General features: G+C 66.2%; 22 protein-coding genes. 6 read left to right on the plus strand and 16 right to left on the minus strand.

Annotated elements, in window-relative coordinates:
* Nucleotides 1-37 precede the first annotated feature (37 nt).
* From WDLP6_RS27345 to WDLP6_RS27355, 3 genes are all read left to right on the plus strand, one after another.
* Entirely contained in the window at nt 38-505 is a 468-nt protein-coding gene (locus WDLP6_RS27345) for a YidB family protein (protein WP_162570264.1), read from the plus strand.
* An 88-nt stretch (nt 506-593) separates the two neighbouring features.
* Nucleotides 594-1,769, plus strand: a complete 1,176-nt coding sequence (locus WDLP6_RS27350; protein ID WP_162594896.1) for an MFS transporter — start codon at nt 594-596, stop codon at nt 1,767-1,769.
* A 69-nt stretch (nt 1,770-1,838) separates the two neighbouring features.
* A complete protein-coding gene (locus tag WDLP6_RS27355; protein ID WP_162594897.1) occupies nt 1,839-2,006 on the plus strand; it encodes a hypothetical protein in 168 nt (55 codons plus the stop codon).
* 358 nt (nt 2,007-2,364) lie between these two features.
* On the opposite strand, the gene WDLP6_RS27360 is transcribed toward WDLP6_RS27355, so the two are convergent.
* Together WDLP6_RS27360 and WDLP6_RS27365 are read right to left on the minus strand one after the other, a co-directional pair.
* Nucleotides 2,365-3,213 carry an alpha/beta hydrolase gene (locus WDLP6_RS27360; protein ID WP_162594898.1) on the minus strand — a complete coding sequence of 283 codons (849 nt, stop codon included), beginning with the start codon at nt 3,211-3,213 and terminating at the stop codon, nt 2,365-2,367.
* The gene (locus WDLP6_RS27365; RefSeq protein ID WP_162594899.1) at nt 3,210-4,706 is read right to left on the minus strand and encodes a M20 family metallopeptidase; all 1,497 of its coding nucleotides are present in this window, start codon (nt 4,704-4,706) and stop codon (nt 3,210-3,212) included. The genes WDLP6_RS27360 and WDLP6_RS27365 overlap by 4 nt, the downstream gene beginning before the upstream one ends.
* Before the next feature lie 141 nt (nt 4,707-4,847).
* On the opposite strand from WDLP6_RS27365, the gene WDLP6_RS27370 reads away from it, so the two are divergent.
* Nucleotides 4,848-5,657, plus strand: a complete 810-nt coding sequence (locus tag WDLP6_RS27370) for a DUF72 domain-containing protein (protein WP_162594900.1) — start codon at nt 4,848-4,850, stop codon at nt 5,655-5,657.
* 6 nt (nt 5,658-5,663) lie between these two features.
* Here WDLP6_RS27370 and WDLP6_RS27375 read toward each other — a convergent pair whose 3' ends face one another.
* From WDLP6_RS27375 to metX, 3 genes are all read right to left on the minus strand, one after another.
* The gene (locus WDLP6_RS27375) at nt 5,664-6,191 is read right to left on the minus strand and encodes a bactofilin family protein (protein WP_162570269.1); all 528 of its coding nucleotides are present in this window, start codon (nt 6,189-6,191) and stop codon (nt 5,664-5,666) included.
* A 130-nt stretch (nt 6,192-6,321) separates the two neighbouring features.
* On the minus strand, nt 6,322-6,915 hold the full coding sequence (metW, locus tag WDLP6_RS27380; protein WP_162594901.1) for a methionine biosynthesis protein MetW: 594 nt from the start codon (nt 6,913-6,915) through the stop codon (nt 6,322-6,324).
* Nucleotides 6,912-8,096: a homoserine O-succinyltransferase MetX gene (gene metX / locus WDLP6_RS27385; protein WP_162594902.1), complete on the minus strand. Its 1,185-nt coding sequence runs from the start codon at nt 8,094-8,096 to the stop codon at nt 6,912-6,914. The genes metW and metX overlap by 4 nt, the downstream gene beginning before the upstream one ends.
* A 461-nt stretch (nt 8,097-8,557) precedes the next feature.
* On the opposite strand from metX, the gene WDLP6_RS27390 reads away from it, so the two are divergent.
* Entirely contained in the window at nt 8,558-9,103 is a 546-nt protein-coding gene (locus WDLP6_RS27390; RefSeq protein ID WP_162594903.1) for an RNA recognition motif domain-containing protein, read from the plus strand.
* Between the two features lie 78 nt (nt 9,104-9,181).
* Here WDLP6_RS27390 and WDLP6_RS27395 read toward each other — a convergent pair whose 3' ends face one another.
* The 4 genes from WDLP6_RS27395 to WDLP6_RS27410 are packed head-to-tail and all read right to left on the minus strand — an operon-like array spanning nt 9,182 to nt 12,162.
* Entirely contained in the window at nt 9,182-9,973 is a 792-nt protein-coding gene (locus WDLP6_RS27395; protein WP_162594904.1) for an SDR family oxidoreductase, read from the minus strand.
* Between the two features lies 1 nt (nt 9,974).
* Nucleotides 9,975-10,616: an LPS export ABC transporter periplasmic protein LptC gene (lptC, locus tag WDLP6_RS27400; RefSeq protein WP_162570274.1), complete on the minus strand. Its 642-nt coding sequence runs from the start codon at nt 10,614-10,616 to the stop codon at nt 9,975-9,977.
* A complete protein-coding gene (locus WDLP6_RS27405; RefSeq protein ID WP_162594905.1) occupies nt 10,613-11,161 on the minus strand; it encodes a KdsC family phosphatase in 549 nt (182 codons plus the stop codon). Before WDLP6_RS27405 ends, lptC begins: the two co-directional genes overlap by 4 nt.
* Nucleotides 11,161-12,162: a KpsF/GutQ family sugar-phosphate isomerase gene (locus WDLP6_RS27410; RefSeq protein ID WP_162570276.1), complete on the minus strand. Its 1,002-nt coding sequence runs from the start codon at nt 12,160-12,162 to the stop codon at nt 11,161-11,163. Before WDLP6_RS27410 ends, WDLP6_RS27405 begins: the two co-directional genes overlap by 1 nt.
* A 75-nt stretch (nt 12,163-12,237) precedes the next feature.
* Between WDLP6_RS27410 and WDLP6_RS27415 the strand changes: the two genes are divergently transcribed.
* Nucleotides 12,238-14,223, plus strand: coding sequence for a monovalent cation:proton antiporter family protein (locus WDLP6_RS27415; RefSeq protein WP_162594906.1), 1,986 nt, complete (start codon nt 12,238-12,240; stop codon nt 14,221-14,223).
* Nucleotides 14,224-14,277: 54 nt separating this feature from the next.
* On the opposite strand, the gene WDLP6_RS27420 is transcribed toward WDLP6_RS27415, so the two are convergent.
* The 7 genes from WDLP6_RS27420 to rpmH all read right to left on the minus strand — a co-directional run bounded on the left by WDLP6_RS27420 (nt 14,278) and on the right by rpmH (nt 19,903).
* Complete coding sequence (locus WDLP6_RS27420) at nt 14,278-14,790, minus strand: hypothetical protein (protein WP_162594907.1); 513 nt, start codon at nt 14,788-14,790, stop codon at nt 14,278-14,280.
* 442 nt (nt 14,791-15,232) lie between these two features.
* Nucleotides 15,233-15,700: a Crp/Fnr family transcriptional regulator gene (locus tag WDLP6_RS27425; protein WP_162570279.1), complete on the minus strand. Its 468-nt coding sequence runs from the start codon at nt 15,698-15,700 to the stop codon at nt 15,233-15,235.
* 86 nt (nt 15,701-15,786) lie between these two features.
* Nucleotides 15,787-17,193 carry a tRNA uridine-5-carboxymethylaminomethyl(34) synthesis GTPase MnmE gene (mnmE, locus tag WDLP6_RS27430; protein ID WP_162594908.1) on the minus strand — a complete coding sequence of 469 codons (1,407 nt, stop codon included), beginning with the start codon at nt 17,191-17,193 and terminating at the stop codon, nt 15,787-15,789.
* 67 nt (nt 17,194-17,260) lie between these two features.
* Nucleotides 17,261-19,027 carry a membrane protein insertase YidC gene (yidC, locus tag WDLP6_RS27435; protein WP_162594909.1) on the minus strand — a complete coding sequence of 589 codons (1,767 nt, stop codon included), beginning with the start codon at nt 19,025-19,027 and terminating at the stop codon, nt 17,261-17,263.
* Nucleotides 19,024-19,314 carry a membrane protein insertion efficiency factor YidD gene (gene yidD, locus WDLP6_RS27440; RefSeq protein ID WP_162570282.1) on the minus strand — a complete coding sequence of 97 codons (291 nt, stop codon included), beginning with the start codon at nt 19,312-19,314 and terminating at the stop codon, nt 19,024-19,026. The genes yidC and yidD overlap by 4 nt, the downstream gene beginning before the upstream one ends.
* Nucleotides 19,314-19,700: a ribonuclease P protein component gene (locus tag WDLP6_RS27445; RefSeq protein WP_162594910.1), complete on the minus strand. Its 387-nt coding sequence runs from the start codon at nt 19,698-19,700 to the stop codon at nt 19,314-19,316. The genes yidD and WDLP6_RS27445 overlap by 1 nt, the downstream gene beginning before the upstream one ends.
* A 68-nt stretch (nt 19,701-19,768) precedes the next feature.
* Nucleotides 19,769-19,903 carry a 50S ribosomal protein L34 gene (rpmH, locus tag WDLP6_RS27450; protein ID WP_007834827.1) on the minus strand — a complete coding sequence of 45 codons (135 nt, stop codon included), beginning with the start codon at nt 19,901-19,903 and terminating at the stop codon, nt 19,769-19,771.
* Nucleotides 19,904-20,137: the final 234 nt, after the last annotated feature.

The following is a 20,137-nucleotide window of genomic DNA, read 5'->3' on the forward strand; positions in this document are numbered from 1 at the left end:
CTCACCTTTTTCTTCCTTTCATCTTCAGGAGTCCATCATGGGATTGCTCGATTCGGTTCTCGGACAAGTGCTCGGCGGCGGTCAGCAACCGGCCGGACCCGGCGGTGTGGGGAGCCTGGGCAGCGCCGGCGGGCTCGGTGACCTGGGGGGCCTCGCAGGCGCACTCGGCGGGCTGCTCGCCAACAACGGCGAGCAAGGCGGCCTCGGTGGCCTGGTCTCGAAGTTCGAGCAGGCCGGGATGGGCAATGTGATCCAGTCGTGGATCGGCAAGGGCGAGAACGCGCCGATCTCCGGCGACCAGCTGCATGCCGCGCTGGGCAGCGACGTGGTCTCGGGCATCGCGCAAAAGCTGGGCGTCAACCCTGCGACGCTGCTGCCGATGCTGGCCACGATGCTGCCGACGCTGATCGATCACCTCACGCCGCACGGCCAGGTTCCGGCCGAAGGCCTCGGCAACCACGAGGATCTGCTGTCTTCGCTCAGCGGCCTGCTGCAGAAGGGCTGACTGAGACGGGTGCCGCGCGGCGAATCGCCGCAGGCATGCTCCCGGCGCCGCAAGGCGCCTTTTTTCTGACCACCGCCAACGCGCCTTCATGAACCGCAACCTCTGGCTGCTCGCCGTTTGCCAGGGCCTGTTCCTGACCAACAACGTCACCTTCATCGCGATCAATGGCCTGGTCGGGCTGGGGCTGGCGCCGCACGGCTGGATGGCCACCTTGCCGGTCATGGGCTACGTGGTCGGCAGCGCGCTCGCCACCGGCCTGGTGTCGCGCACGCAGCGACGCTTCGGGCGGCGACGCTCGTTCCAGATCGGCCTGGCGGTGGCGCTGGGTTCGGCGCTGCTGTGCGCGCTGGCGGCGTTCTGGAAGAACTTCGGCCTGCTGTGCTTCGCGACGGTGGTGGCCGGCTACTACAACGCCAACGCCGGACTCTATCGTTTTGCCGCTGCGGAACTCGCCACGCCCGACTGGCGCGAAAAGGCCATCTCGCTCGTGATGGCCGGCGGGCTGATCGGTGCGGTGCTGGGGCCGAATCTCGCGGCTGTTGCACGCGGCTGGTTCGTCGTGCCCTTCGCGGGCGCGTACCTCGCGCTCGCCGTGGTCGCGCTGCTCTCGATGGGCGTGATGCAGTTCATCGAATTCCCGCCGCCGCCGGCTCGCAGCGCAACGGCAGGAGGCCGTCCGCTGGCCGAGATCATGCGTCAGCCCGTGTTCATCGTCGCCGCGGCAGCGGGCGCGCTCGGCTACGGCGTCATGAACCTGCTGATGGCCGCGACGCCGATCGCCATGCAGATCTGCAGCCTGCCCTTCGACAAGGTCGCGCTGGTGCTCGAGTGGCACGTGATCGGCATGTTCGCACCGGGCTTCTTCACCGGGCATCTGATCCGCCGCGTCGGCGCGCTGCCCGTGATGGGCGCGGGCCTGGCGCTGAACCTCGGCTGCATCGCGGTCGCGCTCTCGGGCGTGGACCTGCATCAGTTCCTGATCGCGCTGTTCATGCTCGGCGTCGGCTGGAATTTCCTCTTCACAGGCAGCACCACGCTCTCGCTCACCGCCTACAGCGCGGAAGAGAAGGATCGGGCGCAAGGTGCGCTGAACTTCTGCGTGTTCGCGACGCTGGCGGTGAGTTCGTTCGCCTCGGGCGTGCTGGTCACGACGCAGGGCTGGCGGCTGCTGAATTTCGGCTCGCTGCTGCCGGTGGTGCTGACCGGCCTGTCGCTGTGGTGGCTTGCCATGCAGCGGCGCACGGCCGCTAGCGCCGCCAGCTGAAGCGAGGCCGACTATAGAAACCTGCAGTTCCTGCTCGCCTACTTGCTGGATGCATACAAGCAGGACCGCTTGACCAATGACAAGATCATCTACACGGTGGATCGTCTGACGCGACGCATCGACGTTGGCGATCAACAAATGATTCGGGAATGGATCGACATGGCATGCAGCCTCATGCCAAAGCAATCGACCGACGATATTCCTCTTCGCATGACCGAACCGCATGTCCCGTGTTGATGCGCGTCGGTCACGCGTTGGGCTCGCATTGGACATTGGCTACTCAAAGGCAAGCAGTGCTGCTGAATCGTCAAAGTTCGCGGCGCCGTCGACGTGAGTCGCCGCACTTTCATCACCGCGGTTGCGCATTTTTTCTGTACTGGCGGATGTAGTGCATTGACTTCTTGCCAGATTCTTCGCTCGCAAAGCCGCTACTGCTGGCGTTGCGTCACTCGGCGTGGGCCGCCACTACGCTCGGTCTCTCGCCACATGAACAGGAATTGCTTTTTGCGTCGTCTTCAACACAGCCCGAAACACGCTGATGGCGGTCGCGCCGGTTTTCGCACGGCGAACATCCATGGCGGCTTCAGCTTGACGGCTAATTTCCAAGACCACGAAGCGTGAAGCGCGCTTGCAGCCATTGCCCGAGTTTCGCGAATACCGGTTCGGCATCCTGCTCGTTGAAGATCTCGTGGTACAGGTGCTGGAAGCAGACCGCCTCGATGAAGCATGCCGGCACTGCGGCCGCGAATGCGCGACTTCCCGCAGGCCGAACGAGCCGATCGTCGCCAGCATAGAGCAGCAGCGTGGGCACCTGCCATCGCGGCGCGGCCGCCTGGACGACGGCGCCTTCATCGGCGAGAAAACGCGCGAGGCGCGCACCGATGCGGTCATGGCACAGCGGATCGTCGCGATAGGCCTGCACGACCGCGCGGTCGTGCGAAAGGTAGTTGCCGTCGAGGCTGTTGCCGACGCGAAGACCCGGTGCAACACGCGAAAGAACGGCAACCAGCAGTTTCTGGAACGCACTGAGCCCAGCATCCAGTCCCGGCGAGGAGAGCACCAGGCCATCGACCGGGCGCACGGCGCGCCCCACGAAGCTCGCCGCCACCAAGCCGCCGAGGCTGTGGCCGAGCAGCACGAGCGGCAGGCCGGGATGGGAAGCACGCACGTCGTCGACCACGAGCGCAAGATCATCGACCAGCCGCATCACCGAGGGCAAACCGCCGCGCCTGCCGCTCGATGCGCCATGGCCGCAATGATCGGCCGCATGCACCGCGAAGCCCCACGCATTGAGGCGCGCGGCCACATGCCCGTAGCGCCCCGCATGTTCGCCCAGGCCGTGCACCAGCAGCACGACGGCTCTCGCTGGCGTGTCGGCCACGGGCCAGTCGTGCAGCGCCAGCGTCTCGCCGTCCGGCGTGCGCAGCGCGCGCTGCGATGTCAAGCGGCGACGGCGGCGTGCGCGGCCGGCAGCGCGGCGATGACTTCAGCCACCGCGGCGGTCAGCTTCTTCGCATAGGGCACATGCAGGAACTCGTTCGGTCCATGCGCATTGCTGCGCGGTCCCAGCACGCCGCAAACCATCATCTGCGCCTTGGGGAAGCCGGCGCTCAGCATGTTCATGAGCGGGATGGTGCCGCCCTGGCCGATGTAGCCGCAACCCGAGCCGAAGTGCGCCTGCGACGCAGCGTTGAGCGCGCGCTCGAACCAGGGCTCGATGGCCGGTGCGTTCCATCCGGTCGCGCCGCCGCCGCCTTCGAAAGTGACCTTGGCCTGATAGGGCGCGTTGTCTTCGAGCAGGGTCTTGAGCTGTTGCACGGCCTGCGCGGCATCGACCAGCGGCGGCAAGCGCAGCGAGAGCTTGAACGCGGTATACGGGCGCAGCACATTGCCCGCGTCCTTCAGCGCCGGAAAGCCCTCGGCACCGGTGACCGACAGCGTCGGCTTCCAGGTGCGGTTGATCAGCGCTTCCACCGGGTCGGTGGTGGTGGGCAGTGCGAACGCCGTCGATCCGCCGCAGTCGTAGTGGGCCCAGGGGAAGCGCTTGTAGACCTCGTCGCCGAGGATGGCCGCGGTGGCCCTGGCCTGCGCGAGGCGCTCGGCCGGCACCGCACAATGAAAACTCTCGGGCAGCAGGCGGCCGGTCTTGCTGTCCTCGAGGCGGTCCAGCACCTGCCGCATGATGCGGAAGCTCGAGGGAACGAGGCCCGAGGCATCGCCGGAGTGAATGCCTTCGGTCAGGATCTCGACTTTCAGCGTGCCGCTGGCCATGCCGCGCAGCGAGGTCGTGAGCCACAGCTGGTCGTAGTTGCCGGCGCCGGAATCGAGGCAGATCACGAGGGAGACGTCGCCGAGCCGCGGCCGCAGTGCATCGACATACGGCAGCAGATCGTAGGAGCCGGATTCTTCGCAGGTCTCGATCAGCCCGACGATGCGCGGATGCGCCGCGCCCTGCGCCTTGAGCGCCTGCAGCGCCGCCACGCTCGCGTAGACCGCGTAGCCGTCGTCCGCGCCGCCGCGGCCATAGAGCAGGCCGTCTTCATACTTCGGTGTCCACGGCCCGAGGTCGTTGCGCCAGCCGGTGAATTCGGGCTGCTTGTCGAGGTGGCCGTACATCAGCACGGTTTCCTTCAGATCGGTGCCGGTGGCGGGCACTTCGAAGAACAGCACGGGCGTGCGGCCTTCGAGGCGGACGATCTCGAGTTTCAGGCCCTCGACCTTCTGTGCCTCGACCCAGTTGGCGGCGTTCTGCAGCACGGTCTCGAGGTGACCATGCTGGACCCATTCCTTGTCGAAACCGGGCGACTTCGCCGGAATGGCGATGTAGGCGGTGAGTTGCTTGAGGATGTCCTTGTCCCATTGGGACGAAACATCGGCCAGTGCGCGATCGGCATCGAGCAGCCCGGCAGGCAGCTCGCGGTGGAGAGGGGCGTTCATGAAAATTCTCCGCGGGGTGGGGAAACGATGTTAGTGCCTCCCGGGGGATCGCGCAGCAGGGCCTTCGATGGCCACGGCCGGCGCGGTTCGCAGTCAGAATGCGCACTGCGCGATTCGACGACGCATCATCCGGAGTCCTTCTTGAGCAAATCATCCGCACGCATTCGGGTCGGGATCGGTGGCTGGACCTTCGAGCCCTGGCGCAACAACTTCTATCCCGAGGGCCTGCCTCATGCCCGGGAGTTGAACTACGCCAGCCGCCAGGTCACGGCCATCGAGGTCAACGGCACCTACTACAGCACCTTCAAGCCACCGACCTTCAGGAAGTGGCATGACGAGACGCCCGATGACTTCGTGTTCTCGCTCAAGGCATCGCGCTTTTCCACCAACCGCAAGCAGCTGTCGACCGCCAGGGAATCGATCGCGCGCTTCGTCGACAGTGGCATCGGCGAGCTCGGAAACAAACTCGGGCCGATCCTCTGGCAGTTCATGCCGACCAAGGTTTTCGATGCGGAAGATCTCGCAGGCTTCCTCGAATTGCTGCCGAGGAAGGAGGGCAGCCATTTGCTGCGCCACGTGCTGGACGTGCGGCACGAGAGCTTCAAGACGCCCGACTATCTCGCGCTCGCGCGCAAGCACAAGGTCGCGACGGTCTTCACCGACTCCGACAAGTTCCCGTCCTTCGCCGACCTGACCGGCGACTTCGTCTACGCGCGCCTGATGAACAGCGATCCGGCGCACAAGAACGGCTATGCGCCGAAGGCGCTGGACGCGTGGGCCGAAGCCGCGAAGACCTGGGCCGCCGGCGCCAAGCCGAAGGCATTGCCGCACGTGGAGGAACAGAAGACCGCCGGTGCCGTGCGGGAGCGCGACGTCTTCGTGTACTTCATCAACGGCGCAAAAGAAAAGGCACCCGCCGCGGCGGGTGCCTTGATCGAGCGCCTGGGCTGAGGGGCCTCAGGCAGCCGCTTGCAGCGCCGGCTTGCTGCTGCCGCCCGGCGACGCGCCGAAGCTGATCTCGCCGGACAGCTGGCCGCCTTCCTCGATGACGATCTTGCCATAGCGGATCTTGCCCGTGACCTTGCCGGTCGAATGGATGACGAGCTTCTCGCGCACCGTGAGGTTGCCGTCGAACAGGCCGCGGATCTCCGCGATGTCGATGTCGGCGGAGCCCTTGAACGCACCCTGCTCGGCGATCTGCATGACGCGCGAATCCATCGTCGCTTCGACCAGGCCTTCCACCACCAGCGTGTCGCAATCCGTGATCTCGACACCCTTGAGCTTGATGTTGGGGCCGACGGTGAGCTTGCTGCCGCCTTCCTTCGCAACGCTCGCTGCCGCATTGGCGGCCTGCGCCGTCAGTGCGGAAGGACTGACGGGGGTGCCCGAAAGGTTGGTGCCGGAACCCATGAGCGGCGCGGGGCGGGAGGTGGGGGAATCGGCTTCGCGTTCACGCTTGCCGAAGAAGGGGGACTGTGTGGCCAATGGGTAGCTCCTCAAAAGGGCTATCGTAAGAAGGCGTTTACGGGCCGCGGCACTTCATTGCGCAAGAAGCGTAACTGAATACATCTGCTTTGCGATCGGTGCGAACTTTCGTGCTCCTCGAATGACCCCGTCAAGCGGCGCGCTCGCGCTCGAACTTGAACACCGCCGTGCTGGCACGCGCATTGGGCAGCCAACGCACCTCGCGTCCGTCCTGCAGACCGAAGGCGTCGAGCACCCGCAATTGATTCTTGCGGGCCAGCACGTCGAAATCCTTGAAGGTGCCGACGCGGATGTTGGGCGTGTCGTACCACTGGTAGGGCAGGCGCCGCGTCACGGGCATGCGGCCGCGCGCGATGCTGATGCGGTTGGGCCAGTGCGCGAAGTTGGGAAACGCGACGATGCCGATGCGCCCGACACGCGCGGTCTCGCGCAGCATCACTTCGGCGTTGCGCAGATGCTGGAGCGTGTCGATCTGCAGCACGACGTCGAACGAGGCGTCGTCGAACAGGGCAAGGCCTTCGTCGAGGTTGAGCTGGATCACGTCGACGCCGCGCCGCACGCATTGCAGCACGTTGCCGTCGGCGATCTCCACGCCGTAGCCGCTGCAGCCGCGTTCGCGCTGCAGCAGGTCGAGCAGCGCGCCGTCGCCGCAACCGAGGTCGAGCACGCGAGCGCCCTCGGGCACGAGCCGTGCGATCAGATGCTGGGTGTCCAGATCGCTCATGCCTTTGCCCTCCGCGGCAGGGCTGGTGCGGCGGCGTCCAGTTCCCTGCCGATGCGTTCGAAGTACGAACGCACCACGCCCATGTAGCGCACGTCGTCGAGCAGGAAGGCGTCGTGCCCGTGGGGTGCGTCGATCTCCGCGTAGCTCACGTTGCGGCGATTGTCGAGCAAGGCCTTCACGATCTCGCGGCTGCGCGCCGGCGAGAACCGCCAGTCGGTGGTGAAACTCACGAGGAGGAACTGGGCCGTCGCCTCGGCCAGTGCCGCACCGAGCTCGCCGCCGTGCGCCCGTGCGGGATCGAAGTAGTCGAGCGCGCGCGTGATCAGCAGATAGGTGTTGGCGTCGAAGTATTCGCTGAACTTGTCGCCGTTGTAGCGCAGGTAGCTTTCGATCTGGAATTCGACCTCCTGGGTCGAATAAAGGAAGTCGGTGTTCGCGGCGCTGCCTTCGACCGCGCTGCGCAGCGCACGGCCGAACTTCTCGTTCATCAGGTCGTCGCTCTGGTAGGTGATGTGGCCGATCATGCGGGCGATCCGCAGTCCGCGCTTGGGCACCACGCCGTGCTCGTAGAAGTGGCCGCCGTTGAAATCGGGGTCGGTGACGATGGCCCGGCGAGCGACTTCGTTGAAAGCAATGTTCTGCGCCGTCAGGCTGGGCGCACTGGCCACCACGACGGCGTGCCGCACGCGCTCGGGGTATTGCAAGGTCCATGACAGCGCCTGCATGCCGCCAAGGCTGCCGCCCATCACGGCAGCGAGGCTGTCGATACCGAGCGCATCGAGCAGGCCGGCCTGCGCGTTGACCCAGTCCTCCACCGTGACCACGGGGAAGTCGGCACCGTAGACACGGCCCGTCTCGGGGTTGACGTGCATCGGGCCGGTGGAACCGAAGCAGGAGCCGAGATTGTTGACGCCGATGACGAAGAACCGGTTGGTGTCGACCGGCTTGCCCGGGCCGATCATGTTGTCCCACCAACCCTCGGACTTCTCCTGGCCCGCATAGACCCCGGCCACATGGTGCGACGCATTCAGCGCGTGGCAGACGAGCACGGCGTTGCTGCGCTCGGCGTTGAGCTCGCCGTAGGTTTCATAGGCCAGCGTGTAGTTGCTGATCGACGCGCCGCTGCTCAACGCGAGCACGCCTGGAAACTGCATCGATTGCGGAGTGACGATGAACGACATGGAACGAAAAGACCCGGCCTCGCCAAAAACGAGCCGGGTCCGGCATCCGTCTTTAGCTGCATTTATTAAGCGCCCGCAAGCTGGTGCAAATCGGCGCGTTTGCAGAGTATATGTCGCGCGGCCGAGGCACTGCGCTCGCACTCGGTCAGCGCGCAAAAACACCGGGCAGCAGCAGCCAGTACGGGCGCCGCGATCGCCCTGCCATCGCCGATCGACGGCATCGAGCACTCACCTCGTTGGTAAGCAAGCACTGGCTTCCACTATATTTTTGGAGCGGCAGCGGCCGGGGCAAATTCTTACTTGCATGGCGAAGATTTCACCCATAATGCACGAGCCTCCCTTCAAATTTCTTGTGGCGGCGATTCGGTGATCGGTCAGTTTCGCGCAACTCGACGGTTTTCGTTTGGGTCGTGCTATCGGGACTCCATCGCTTTTCTTGATGTGTTTATAGGAGTCCCTTGATGGGCAACAAACTGTACGTCGGTAACCTGCCTTACTCGGTACGTGACGGTGATCTCGAGCAGGCCTTCGGGCAATTCGGCTCCGTGACGAGCGCCAAGGTCATGATGGAGCGCGACACGGGTCGCTCCAAGGGCTTCGGGTTCGTCGAAATGGGCAGCGATGCAGAAGCACAAGCAGCCATCAACGGCATGAACGGCCAGCCGCTCGGCGGCCGCAGCGTTGTGGTGAACGAAGCGCGCCCCATGGAGGCCCGCCCTCCGCGTAGCGGCGGCGGCGGTTATGGCGGCGGCGGTGGTGGCTATGGTGGCGGCGGCAGCGGCGGCAGCGGCGGCAGCGGCGGCAGCGGTGGTGGCGGTTACGGCGGCGGCGGTGGTCGCAGCGGCGGCGGTGGCGGCTATGGCGGTGGTGGTGGCGGCGGTTATGGCGGCGGCCGCAGCGGCGGTGGCGGCGGCGATGGCGGATTCCGCAGTCCCTACGGTGCAGGTCCCCGTGGTGGCGGCGGCGGCGGTCGTGGCGGCTACGGCGGCGGCAACAGCGGCTATTGAATCCGTGGATATGCGGTCCCCACGAAAGGCTCCTTGCAGGAGCCTTTTTTCATGGCGTGCCGCAGCGAGAACGCGTGCTCATTCGCCGCGACGCTTCTTGCGCGCGCGGCCTTGCAGTGCGCGGTCGAACACGGCGTTGGGCAGCATGCGCATGAGCTTGGCGACCACGCCCATCTGCCAAGGGATCACCCGGTAGCTCGACCCGGCCTCGATCGCCCGAAAGGCCTGGTCTGCAAAGTCGTCCGCACGCATCAGGAACGGCATGCCATAGCGATTGCCTTGCGTGAGCGGCGTGTCGACATAACCGGGGCAAAGGGTCACGACCTTCACGCCGGTGCCGCGCAATTCACCACGCAGGCTCTCGCAGTACGCGACCACGCCCGCCTTGCTGGCGCAATAGGCGCCGTGGCCCGGCAGGCCGCGGATGGCCGCGACACTGCCGATGCCCACCAGCCGGCCACTCCCACGTTCGGCCATGCGCGCGACGAAAGGATGGAAGGTGGCGGCCAATCCCACGTTGTTGGTCGCGAAGGTCTGCGCCAGCACATCGAGATCAGAGCGCTCTGCCGTGTCGACGCCGATGCTGATGCCGGCATTGGCGATCACCACGTCCGGCACGCCCTGTTGGGCGATGCACCCCACGCCGGCCTCGACGATGCTGTCGGTCTGCGCAACGTCCGCGTCGTAGATCCGATAGCGATCCGCGCCGATGCGGCGGGCGCTCGCCCAGGCATCGATTTCGCCGGTGCGCCTGGCCACCAGCGCGAGTCGATAGCCGGCATCGTGAAACCGGGCCGCGAACGCCTGGCCGATGCCGCTGGACGCGCCGGTGATGAAGACAAGAGGCGCCGTGCGCTCGCCGTTGTCCATGTCAGGGCTTGGTTCCCGCAGCGGCCGCGGGTGGCATCAAGAGCCCATGGACGCGTCCATGCAGATTGGCGACGCCGGTCAGGTTGTCGAAATCCAGCGAGTCGCCGGTGAACCGGTCCGTTCCCCGCGTGAGGATGACGGGCTTGTTCGACTTGACCCGCTCGGTGTCCAGGAACGCGTGCAGGAATTCGCCGCGAAACTCCAGCCGCGGCATCACCTTGCCGTCGGACGCGAGTGCGGCGTCGCGCACCACGATCGCATTGCCGAACAACTGCACCTCGCTGCCATCCCCATTGGACAAGCCCCGGTTGGCGGTCGCGTGCGTGACCAGGCCTTCGGGCGAGACGGAACGCATCCGCACCTGGTCCACTTCCAGCGTGTCGCTGTCGGGATAGTGCCGCCCCTCCTTGCCGAACAGCTCGCTGCGCAAATCGCCGTTGGGCAGGAAGTTCTTGATCACAAAACCGCGCATGAAGAAGTCGGGCACGTGCGTCGGCGCCTCCTTGGCCGCCGGCGCGAGCAGCCTCGGCGCGTTGCGCACCAGCCAGTAGGTACCGAGCGCGAGTGCAGCTGCCACGATGATCGGCAGGTAGATCGTGACGCGATCGAAGCCGTCGCGCAGCAGATTCAGGATCTGCTTCATGCCGCGAGGCCCCGCGCGCGGTCCAGCAAGCGCCGATAGTGGCCGCCTGCCGTGAGCAGCAGATCGCAGAATTCCCGCGCTGCACCTTCGCCGCCGCGTGCGGCCGTCACATGGTGCGCGATGGCGCGCACCTCGACATGGGCATTGGCCGGCGCAGCCGCGAACGCGACGCGTGCCAGCACCGGCAGATCGGGCCAGTCGTCGCCGATCGCCGCCGCCTGCGTCCAATTGAAACCCAGCGACGCGAGCATGGCCTCGGCGGCCGGCAGCTTGTGTTCGGTGCCGTAGCGCACATGCTGGATGCCCAGCGCCTCCAGGCGAATGCGCAGCGGCTTCGAATCGCGGCCGGTGATCACCGCCGGCACGATACCGGCCTCGCGCAGCAGTTTGAGGCCATAGCCGTCGAGGATGCTGAAACGCTTGAGCGTCTCGCCGTGTTCGCTGAAGTAGACGCCGCCGTCGGTCAGAACACCGTCGACGTCGAAGAAGGCGACGCGGATGTCCTGCGCGGCAAGCAAGGTCTCGGCCCGGAAGTCCAGCGGCATCAGATGACCTTCGCGCGCATGAGGTCGTGGGTGTTGAGCGCACCGACGAGGAGGCCGGCGGCATCGGTCACGAAGAGGCGAGTGATGCCGTATTGCTCCATCAGCTCCGCTGCTTCCACCGCCAGGGCGTCGACGCGGATCGTTCGCGGCGAGCGATGCATCACGGTCGCCGCCGTCGCCGTACGCAAGTCGGCGCCGGCTTCGACCAGCCGGCGCAGATCGCCGTCGGTGAAGATCCCCGCAGCCCGGCCGTCGGCTTCCATCACCGCGGCGGCGCCGAATCCCTGGATGCTCATCGCGCGCATGAGTTCGCTCACGTTGGCGCCCGGACCGACGCGCGGCACCTCGCCGCCGGTGCGCATGACGTCGCTCACGTGGGTCAGCAGCTTTCGGCCGAGCGCGCCGCCCGGATGCGAACGCGCGAAATCCTCGGTGCCGAAGCCGCGTGCATCGAGCAGCGCAACGGCCAGCGCGTCGCCGAGCGCCATTTGCGCCGTGGTGCTGGCGGTGGGTGCGAGGTTGAGCGGGCACGCTTCCTTTTCGACGCCGCTGTCGAGCACGATGTCGGCGTGGCGCGCCAGCGTCGAGTCGGCGCGGCCGGTCATCGCGATGAGCGGGACGCCCTGGCGCTTGACGACCGGAAGAATCACCGTGAGTTCCTCGACCTCGCCGCTGTTGGAGATGGCCAGCACGAGGTCCACCGACTTGATCATGCCGAGGTCGCCATGGCTCGCTTCGGCCGGGTGCACGAACATCGCCGGGGTGCCGGTCGACGCCAGCGTGGCGGCGATCTTGCGGCCGACGTGGCCGCTCTTGCCCATGCCCATGACCACCACGCGGCCGCGCACCTCGAGGATCTTGCGCACCGCGTCGACGAAGCTGACGCCGACACGTTGCTTGAGGCCCAGCACGGCTTCGGCTTCGATGTCGAAAGTGATACGCGCCCGCGCGAGCATCGCGTCGGGTTCGGCCGTCGAGGCCATGGCAGGGCGGGAACTCATCGCGGGATTTTATCGGCCGAGACCTGCCAGGGCACAAAGTGCAGGCGCCGCGGCCACATTCAGTAGCATCGGGCCATGTCGTCGTTCGATCTCACGCTGATGTATTTGCTGGCTGCGGTGATCGGCGTGGTGATCTGCCGCTACCTCAAGCTGCCGCCGATGCTCGGCTACCTTTCGGCCGGCGTGCTCATCGGCCCGCACGCGCTGGCGCTGGCGCAGAACTCCGAGGGCATCCGGCATCTGGGCGAGTTCGGCGTCGTGTTCCTGATGTTCGTGATCGGCCTGGAATTCAGCCTGCCCAAGCTGCGCGCCATGCGCCGGCACGTGTTCGGCCTCGGCCTGTTGCAGGTGATGCTGACGATGGCGATCGCCACGGCGGGCGCGTTGCTGATCGCATCGCTGTTGCCGCCCGCCTGGCGCCTGGGCTGGCAGACCGCGCTCGCGCTGTCCGGTGCGCTCACCATGAGCAGCACGGCGATCGTGGTGAAGCTGATGGCCGAGCGGCTCGAACTCGACAGCGAACACGGCAAACGCGTGATGGGCGTGCTGCTGTTCCAGGACTTGGCCGTGGTGCCGTTGCTGGTGCTCATTCCGGCATTGGGTGCACCGCCGGAGGCCCTGCTCAAGGCGCTGGCCATCGCGCTGCTCAAGGCCATCTTCCTGGTCGGCGTGCTGCTCTACGGCGGTCCGCGCGTGATGCGATGGTGGCTCACGCTGGTTGCGCGCCGGCGCAGCGAGGAGCTCTTCATGCTCAATCTGCTGCTGGTCACGCTGGGCCTGGCATGGCTCACCCAACTCGCCGGGCTGAGCCTCGCGCTCGGTGCCTTCGTGGCCGGCATGCTGGTTTCGGAGACCGAGTTCAAGCACCAGGTCGAGACGGACATCCGGCCTTTTCACGACGTGCTGCTGGGCCTCTTCTTCATCACCATCGGAATGTCGCTCGACTGGCACATCGTGGTCGAGCGCTGGCTGCTGGTCGCCGTGCTGCTGTTGATGCCGCTGGCCTTCAAGCTGGTGCTGGTGACCGTGCTGGCGCGCCTGCTCGGCGCGACCTCGGGTGTGTCCCTGCGCACGGGCCTGTACCTCGCGCAGGCAGGCGAGTTCGGCTTCGTGCTGCTGACGCTGGCGCAAGGGCAGGACCTGTTGCCACGCTGGCTCGCGAACCCGGTGCTCGCATCGATGGTGCTGTCGATGCTGGCGACGCCGTTCATCATCATGTACAGCAACGGCATCGTGCGAAAGCTGGTCGCGAGCGACTGGCTGCAGCAGTCGCTGCAGATGACGACGATCGCACGCAAGACCATCAACACCGCCAAGCACGTGATCATCTGCGGCTACGGACGCTGCGGACAGAATCTTGCGCGCGTGCTGGAGCGCGAGGGCATCCCATACCTCGCACTGGACCTGGACCCGGATCGCGTGCACCAGGCCGCCGCAGCCGGCGACTCGGTGGTGTTCGGCGATGCCGCCCGGCTGCAGGCGCTCATGGCGGCCGGCCTGGCCCGCGCCAGCGCGGTGGTCGTGACCTACCTCGATGTGCCAGGCGCGCTCAAGGTGCTGGCCAACACGCGCACCCATGCACCGCAGGTGCCGGTCATCGTGCGAACCCAGGACGATCGCGACCTGGAGCGCCTGCAGACAGCCGGTGCGACCGAGGTGGTGCCCGAGGCGATCGAAGGTTCCCTGATGCTGGCCAGCCATGCACTGGCCCTGGTCGGCGTGCCGATGCGCCGCGTGATTCGCGTGGTCCAGGACCAGCGCGACGCGCGCTACAACCTGCTGCGCGGCTACTTCCATGGCGCCGACGACGACAACGCCGACGAACTCGACCACGAGCGGCTCAACAGCTTCACGCTCGCGGCCGGCGCGCGCGCCGTGGGATTGCCGCTCGATCGGCTCGCGCTGAGCGTGCTGGGTGTGCGTGTGGCGAGCCTGCGGCGACGCGACGGCAAGGCGGCGGAGGCCAGCGACGACACGGTGCTGGAGGATGGCGACACGCTGGTCCTGTCCGGCAAGCCCGGCGCGCTCGCCATGGCGATCGACAAGTTGCAGAAGGGCTGACTCGCACGCCGGTGCGGCGCCGCACCGGCAGGAGGCTGGAGACCGAAGCCGCTTTCAGTCGGCCAGCGTCGGGTTTCGTTTTTCTTCGTCGATCTGCTGTTGGCGGCGCACCGCATCGCATTGCGGGCTCGCCCTGAAATCGGCCTTGGCGCATTGCGCGGCCATGCACCGCGCACGCGCGAAGAAACTCAGGTCCGCGCAAGCCGTTTGCGGGTTCGGCGGCGCTGCGGGCGGCGGCGCGACGGCTTCGGGCGGCGGCGGTGCAGCCACCACGGCTGGCGCAGGCGCGGCCGCCGGTACGGGCACAGGCTTGCGTGGCTTCGGAACGGCGGCGATGCGAGGCTTGGCCACGGCCGCCGGCGCAGGCGGTGGTGGTGCGGGCTCCTCGGCCTTCGGGGGCGAGGGCGCGACGATCTGCGCTTCGACCGAAGGCGCGACCGGCGCCACAGGTGGCTCGACAGGTGGAGGTGCGGGCAGGGCCATCGGCGCATCGGCGGGCGCCTGGTCGTTCGTCCCGGTGTCGTACACGTACCAGCCGCCGCCCACGACAACGAGGGCCGCGATCACACCGATCAGCCGCCAGGGGGCTCCGGACGCGCTCTTGCCGGGAGCGGGAGCGCCTCGTGATTTCGCCGATGCAGACGCGCGACCGATACGAGGAGACGACGCCAGAGGCATGCTCCCTGAAGCTGGCGAGGGCCGCGACAAGGCACCCGTGATGACCGTTGCCTCGTCCCGTGCGGCTGCCGGTCGAGGCACCGGCGCAGGATCGAAGATTCCCGGCGGCGCCACCGGAATCGGCAGAGGCATGCGCTGGGTCTCCGGCCAGTCGCCGCTGCCGGCCGCCGTCGATGTCTGGGCCAGTTTTCGACCGCATCCCTTGCAGAACCTCGCCCCATCCCGGTTTTCGGTCTGGCAGTCGCCGCACACCACAGCCATGTCTAGCCCCCAAAAGATCCCGCAACCGGCCGGCCTGATTCGATGAAGGCTACGCCGGATGAGATGCCGCTCACGTCACTGCGACGCGCTTGGGCTTGTTAACCATCCGCTTGGCAATGACGGCGCCAAGTCCCAGTGTGAGTTCCAGCGCAAGGCCGGGTTGGCGGTTTGCCATCTCGGAAAAGCGCACGGGCGTGAGGCGCCAGACGCGGGCGGCGCCGGTCGCAATCACATTGGCCGAGCGCGGCAGCCTGGAAAAGAAGGCACCTTCGCCGACCACCGACCCGGGGTTGAGGATGGCCAGCTGCATCTGGCCCTTGTCGCCTATCAGATGCACGCTGAGCGCGCCGCTTTCGATGAAGAAGAGCGTGCGGTCGTTCGCACCTTGGTCGATCAGCACCTGCCCAGCGGCAAGGTCGGAAGGCTGCAGATAACTGGCAAAGGTTTCCCATTGTTGCGGATTGAGGGCCGGCACGAACGCGTCATAGCTCGTGTTCTGCGCGATCGCGCGGCAAAGATCCTGGATGTTGGAGGACATGACTGCTACCCCTACTGTGCGAGGCGGAGTATCCGCGATCGCCCGTAGATGTGGTGACAGAAGTCACTTGACCTAACACTTTTAGATTACTTCCCGATGCAAAAGCGGGAAAAGATCACACCCAGCAGATCGTCGGCGCCGAACTCGCCCGTGATTTCATTCAGGGCGTTCTGCGCCAGGCGCAGCTCCTCGGCCAGCAGATCCAGCGATTGCGCCCGCGCAGACAGGTGCTCGGCGGCTATTTCGAGGTGCTGTCCGACCCGCGACAGCGCCTGGACATGGCGGGTGCGCGCGAGGTACACGCCCTCCGGAACGGCCTGCCAGCCCGCCAGTTCGAGCAGCCGTTGCCGCAACGACTCGATGCCGAATCCGGTCCGGGCGGACAGCACGACGCCCGTGGTGGTCGGCGCGTCGGCGGCGGCATCCTGCTTGCTCCAGATATCGAGCACCGGCACATAGGGCGGCAGCTTGGCTGCCAGCATGCGGGCGATCGCGGCGTCGGCCTCGGCATGGTCAGGCAACGCAACGCGCGTCAGATCGTGCAGGAACAACACGGCGTCCGCGCCTTCGATCTGATTCCAGGCGCGCGCGACGCCGATCTGCTCGACCTCGTCGACGCTGTCGCGCAAACCGGCGGTGTCCACGACGTGCAGCGGGACGCCCTGGATCTGGATCGTTTGCGACACCACGTCGCGCGTGGTGCCCGCGACCGCACTCACGATGGCGAGTTCGGCACCCGCCAGCGCATTGAGCAGCGAGCTCTTGCCCGCGTTGGGCTGGCCCGCGATCACGACCTTGATGCCTTCGCGCAGCAACGCGCCCTGGCGCGCGCGCTGCTGCACCGCGCCGAGTTGCGCCTGCAGCGAAGCCAGTTGTCCGGATGCATCGGCCTTTTGCAGGAAGTCGATCTCTTCCTCGGGAAAGTCGAGGGTGGCTTCGACCAGCATGCGCAAGTGGATCAGCGCATCGCGCAGCGTGTGGATCTCCTGCGAAAAGGCGCCCGACAGCGAGCGCCCGGCACTGCGCGCCGCGGCTTCGGTGCTGGCGTCGATCAGGTCGGCGATCGCCTCTGCCTGCGCGAGATCGATCTTTCCATTGAGGAACGCGCGCTGGCTGAACTCCCCCGGCTGCGCCACGCGCAGGCCGCTCAGACGCGGCCGGCCGGTCGCCCGATCGATGTCGGCGGCGGCCTCGAGGCAGCGCGCCAGCAGGAGTTGCAGAACCACCGTACCGCCGTGCGCCTGCAGTTCGAGCACATTCTCGCCGGTGAACGAATGCGGTGCCGGAAAGTGGATGGCCAGACCGTGATCGATGGGCACGCCAGCCGCATCGCGAAAAGGCAGATAGGTCGCCTCGCGCGGCTTCAGGGCGCGTCCGCAGATCGCGGCAATCAGCGCATCGAGCTGCGCACCGGAGACGCGCACGATGCCGACGGCGCCGCGGCCGGAGGCCGTGGCGATGGCGACGATCGGATCGGTGGGGCGTGCAAGCATGGGAACGATTCTCCAAGCAAAAAGGGCCGCTGCTGCGGCCCTTGTTCGACGGCGGTCCGACGACCGGCTACTTGCTGCGCTTGGTGCCCAGCACGCCCAGCCGCTTGTTGATGAACCATTGTTGCGTGATCGACAGCACGTTGTTCGTGATCCAGTACATCACGAGGCCGGCCGGGAAGAAGATGAACATCACGCTGAAGGCCAGCGGCATGATCCACATCAGCTTGGCCTGCATGGGATCCGGCGGCGTCGGGTTGAGCCAGGTCTGGAACAGCGAGGTTGCCGTCATCACGACCGGCAGGATGAACCACGGATCGGGTGCCGACAGATCATGGATCCAGCCGATCCACGGCGCGTGGCGCATTTCGACGGAAGACAGCAGCACCCAGTACAGCGCGATGAAGACCGGAATCTGGATCACGATCGGGAAGCAGCCACCCATCGGGTTGACCTTCTCCTCGCGATAGATGCGCATCATCTCCTGCTGCATTTCCTGCGGCTTGTCCTTGAGCCGCTCGCGCATCTCCATCACCTTGGGATTGATGGCCTTCATCTTGGCCATGCTTGCATAGGCCTTGGCATTGAGCCAATAGAACGCGGCCTTCAGCAGCACGACCAGCGCGACGATCGACCAGCCCCAGTTGCCCAGAATGCCATGCAGCTGGTTGAGCAACCAGTAGAGCGGCTTGGAGATGATCGCGAAGATGCCGTAGTCCTTGACCAGCTCGAGGCCGGGCGCGAGCGCCTCGAGCTTCTTTTCTTCTTCGGGGCCGGCGAACAGGTCGCTGTCGACGGTTTCCGTGGCGCCCGGCGCCAGCTTCGGCAGGTCGAGCACCATCGCGACCGAGTACAGGTTATTGCCGAGGTCGGCCACGCGGAACTCGCGCTTGAGCTTGTCGCTGCCCGGTGCGTTGAGCAGCCAGGCCGAGACGAAATAGTGCTGCACCATGGCCACCCAGCCGTTGTCAGCGGGCGCAGGCATCTCGACCTTCTTCTTCGCGATGTCGGTGAAGGCCAGCTTGTGGAACTTCTTTTCGTCGGTGTAGACGGCCGGGCCAGTGAAGGTGTTGGTGCCGAACATCGTGCCGGAGGCGACCGTGCCGTGGCGCACCAGTTGCAGATAGAGCTGCGGGTCGAGCGGCTCGTTGCTGACATTCACGATCTGGTGCTTGACGCGAATCGAATAGTCACCGCGCTGGAACACGTAGGTCTTGATGTACTTCAAGCCGCCGACGGGTTGCGACTCGAAGGCCACCTCGAGCGTGTTCTGACCGTCGGCCAGTTCGCGCGGACCGCTGCGCGCGGTCATCAGTGTCAGGTGGTTGGGAAAGCGCTCGCCGGTATCGACCGGATTGAGCAGACCGGTCTGCGCGACATAGCGCGTGGCGGGCGAGCCGTCTTCCATCAAGGTCACATCCTTGACTTCGTTCGGCGGAACGGGACGGCCGAGCACGCGCTGCACGGTTTCGAGCAGGCCGCCGTTGTTCGTCTGGTCGACGTACTTGCGCAGCTGCAATTGCGACAGCGTGCCGCCTTCACCGTCGAGCACGGCTTCGAACACATCGGTGGAGACCTTGACCTTCTCTCCGACGGCCGTCGCCGCGCCTTGCGTCGGAACCGCAGTGCCCACGGCGTTGCCGGCGGCGGGAAGAGCGCTGGCAGATGCGGATGCCCCAGGCGCAGCCGCGGAACCCGACGAATTTGCGGATACGGCCGTCTTGGCGGAAGGAAGGAAGGTCGGCTTGTGGCCGTTGTAGACCTGCCATTGGTCCCACAGCAGCACCAGCGAGAAGCCAAAAATCACCCACAGGATGGTGCGGCGGATATCGTTCATGAAGAAGACTTCTTGTCGTCGGAAGAAAGAAAGGAGAACAGCGATCCCGGCCTTTGGTTCCCGCGCTGCGCTTTCGGCGGAACCGGATCATGGCCACCCTGACACCAGGGCTGGCATCGGGCGATGCGGCGTAGCGTGAGATAGCTGCCGACTGCGGCGCCATGCTGCTCGAGCGCGCCGATCGCATACACCGAACAGGTGGGCTCGAAGCGGCACGACTGCCCCAGCCAGGGACTGAGCAGCACACGGTATGCCTTCACGAGGCCGATCAGCAGGCGCCGCATCATCATGCGCGCGCCGCCACGGCGCGTTCCAACAACTGCTGGAGTTCGACACGCACGGCGGTCTTGAGTTTGTCCGAGACGGCGCTCACGAATTCCTTGCGATCGAAGCCGGAGCGCAAACGAACCACGTGGGCCGCATGCGGCAACGCGCTTTCGGACGCCGCGGCCATGGCATAGATCTGCCGCTTGATGGCGTTGCGGGTCACGGCGCGACGAGCCCAGCGCTTGGGCACCATCGCGCCGAGCCACACGTCCTGCGCGTCGAACAGCGGCGCCGCACCAGGCGGCGCTTCGAGCGCACAGCGATGCAATGCGAAGTGAGCAGTGCGCGCCACGGTGGCACCTGCGAGGACAGCCTGGAATTGCGCGCGGGTCTTGAGCCGCTGCATGGAAGCCAACCGCGAGACGCCGACGGAGGTCGATGGCGGCAACGGTATGGCGGGCAGCGGCGATGCCGTCAGACGGCGAGGCGCTTGCGGCCCTTGGCGCGGCGGGCGTTGATCACGGCGCGGCCGCCGCGGGTCTTCATGCGAACGAGAAAACCGTGGGTACGGGCGCGGCGGACTTTGGATGCTTGGTAAGTGCGTTTCATGGTGATTTCCTGGCATACCCCGAAACACACAAAGAGTTTTCAGGGAAACCCGCGATTATCGCAAACATTCAGCCCCAGGACAATGCAGCGTCGGGCCTCACGCCCTTTTCGCCCTCGCGGAAGCGGTGTGGATAAGGTTTTGACAAGTTAGAATCAGCGGCGCATCGCGGGTGCGACTATCCACAATACGAAGACGAGAGATGGCCGAGGGACACACCACATTTCAAAGCACCC

It is taken from the genome of Variovorax sp. PBL-E5 (genome assembly GCF_901827185.1).
GTDB lineage: Bacteria > Pseudomonadota > Gammaproteobacteria > Burkholderiales > Burkholderiaceae_C > Variovorax.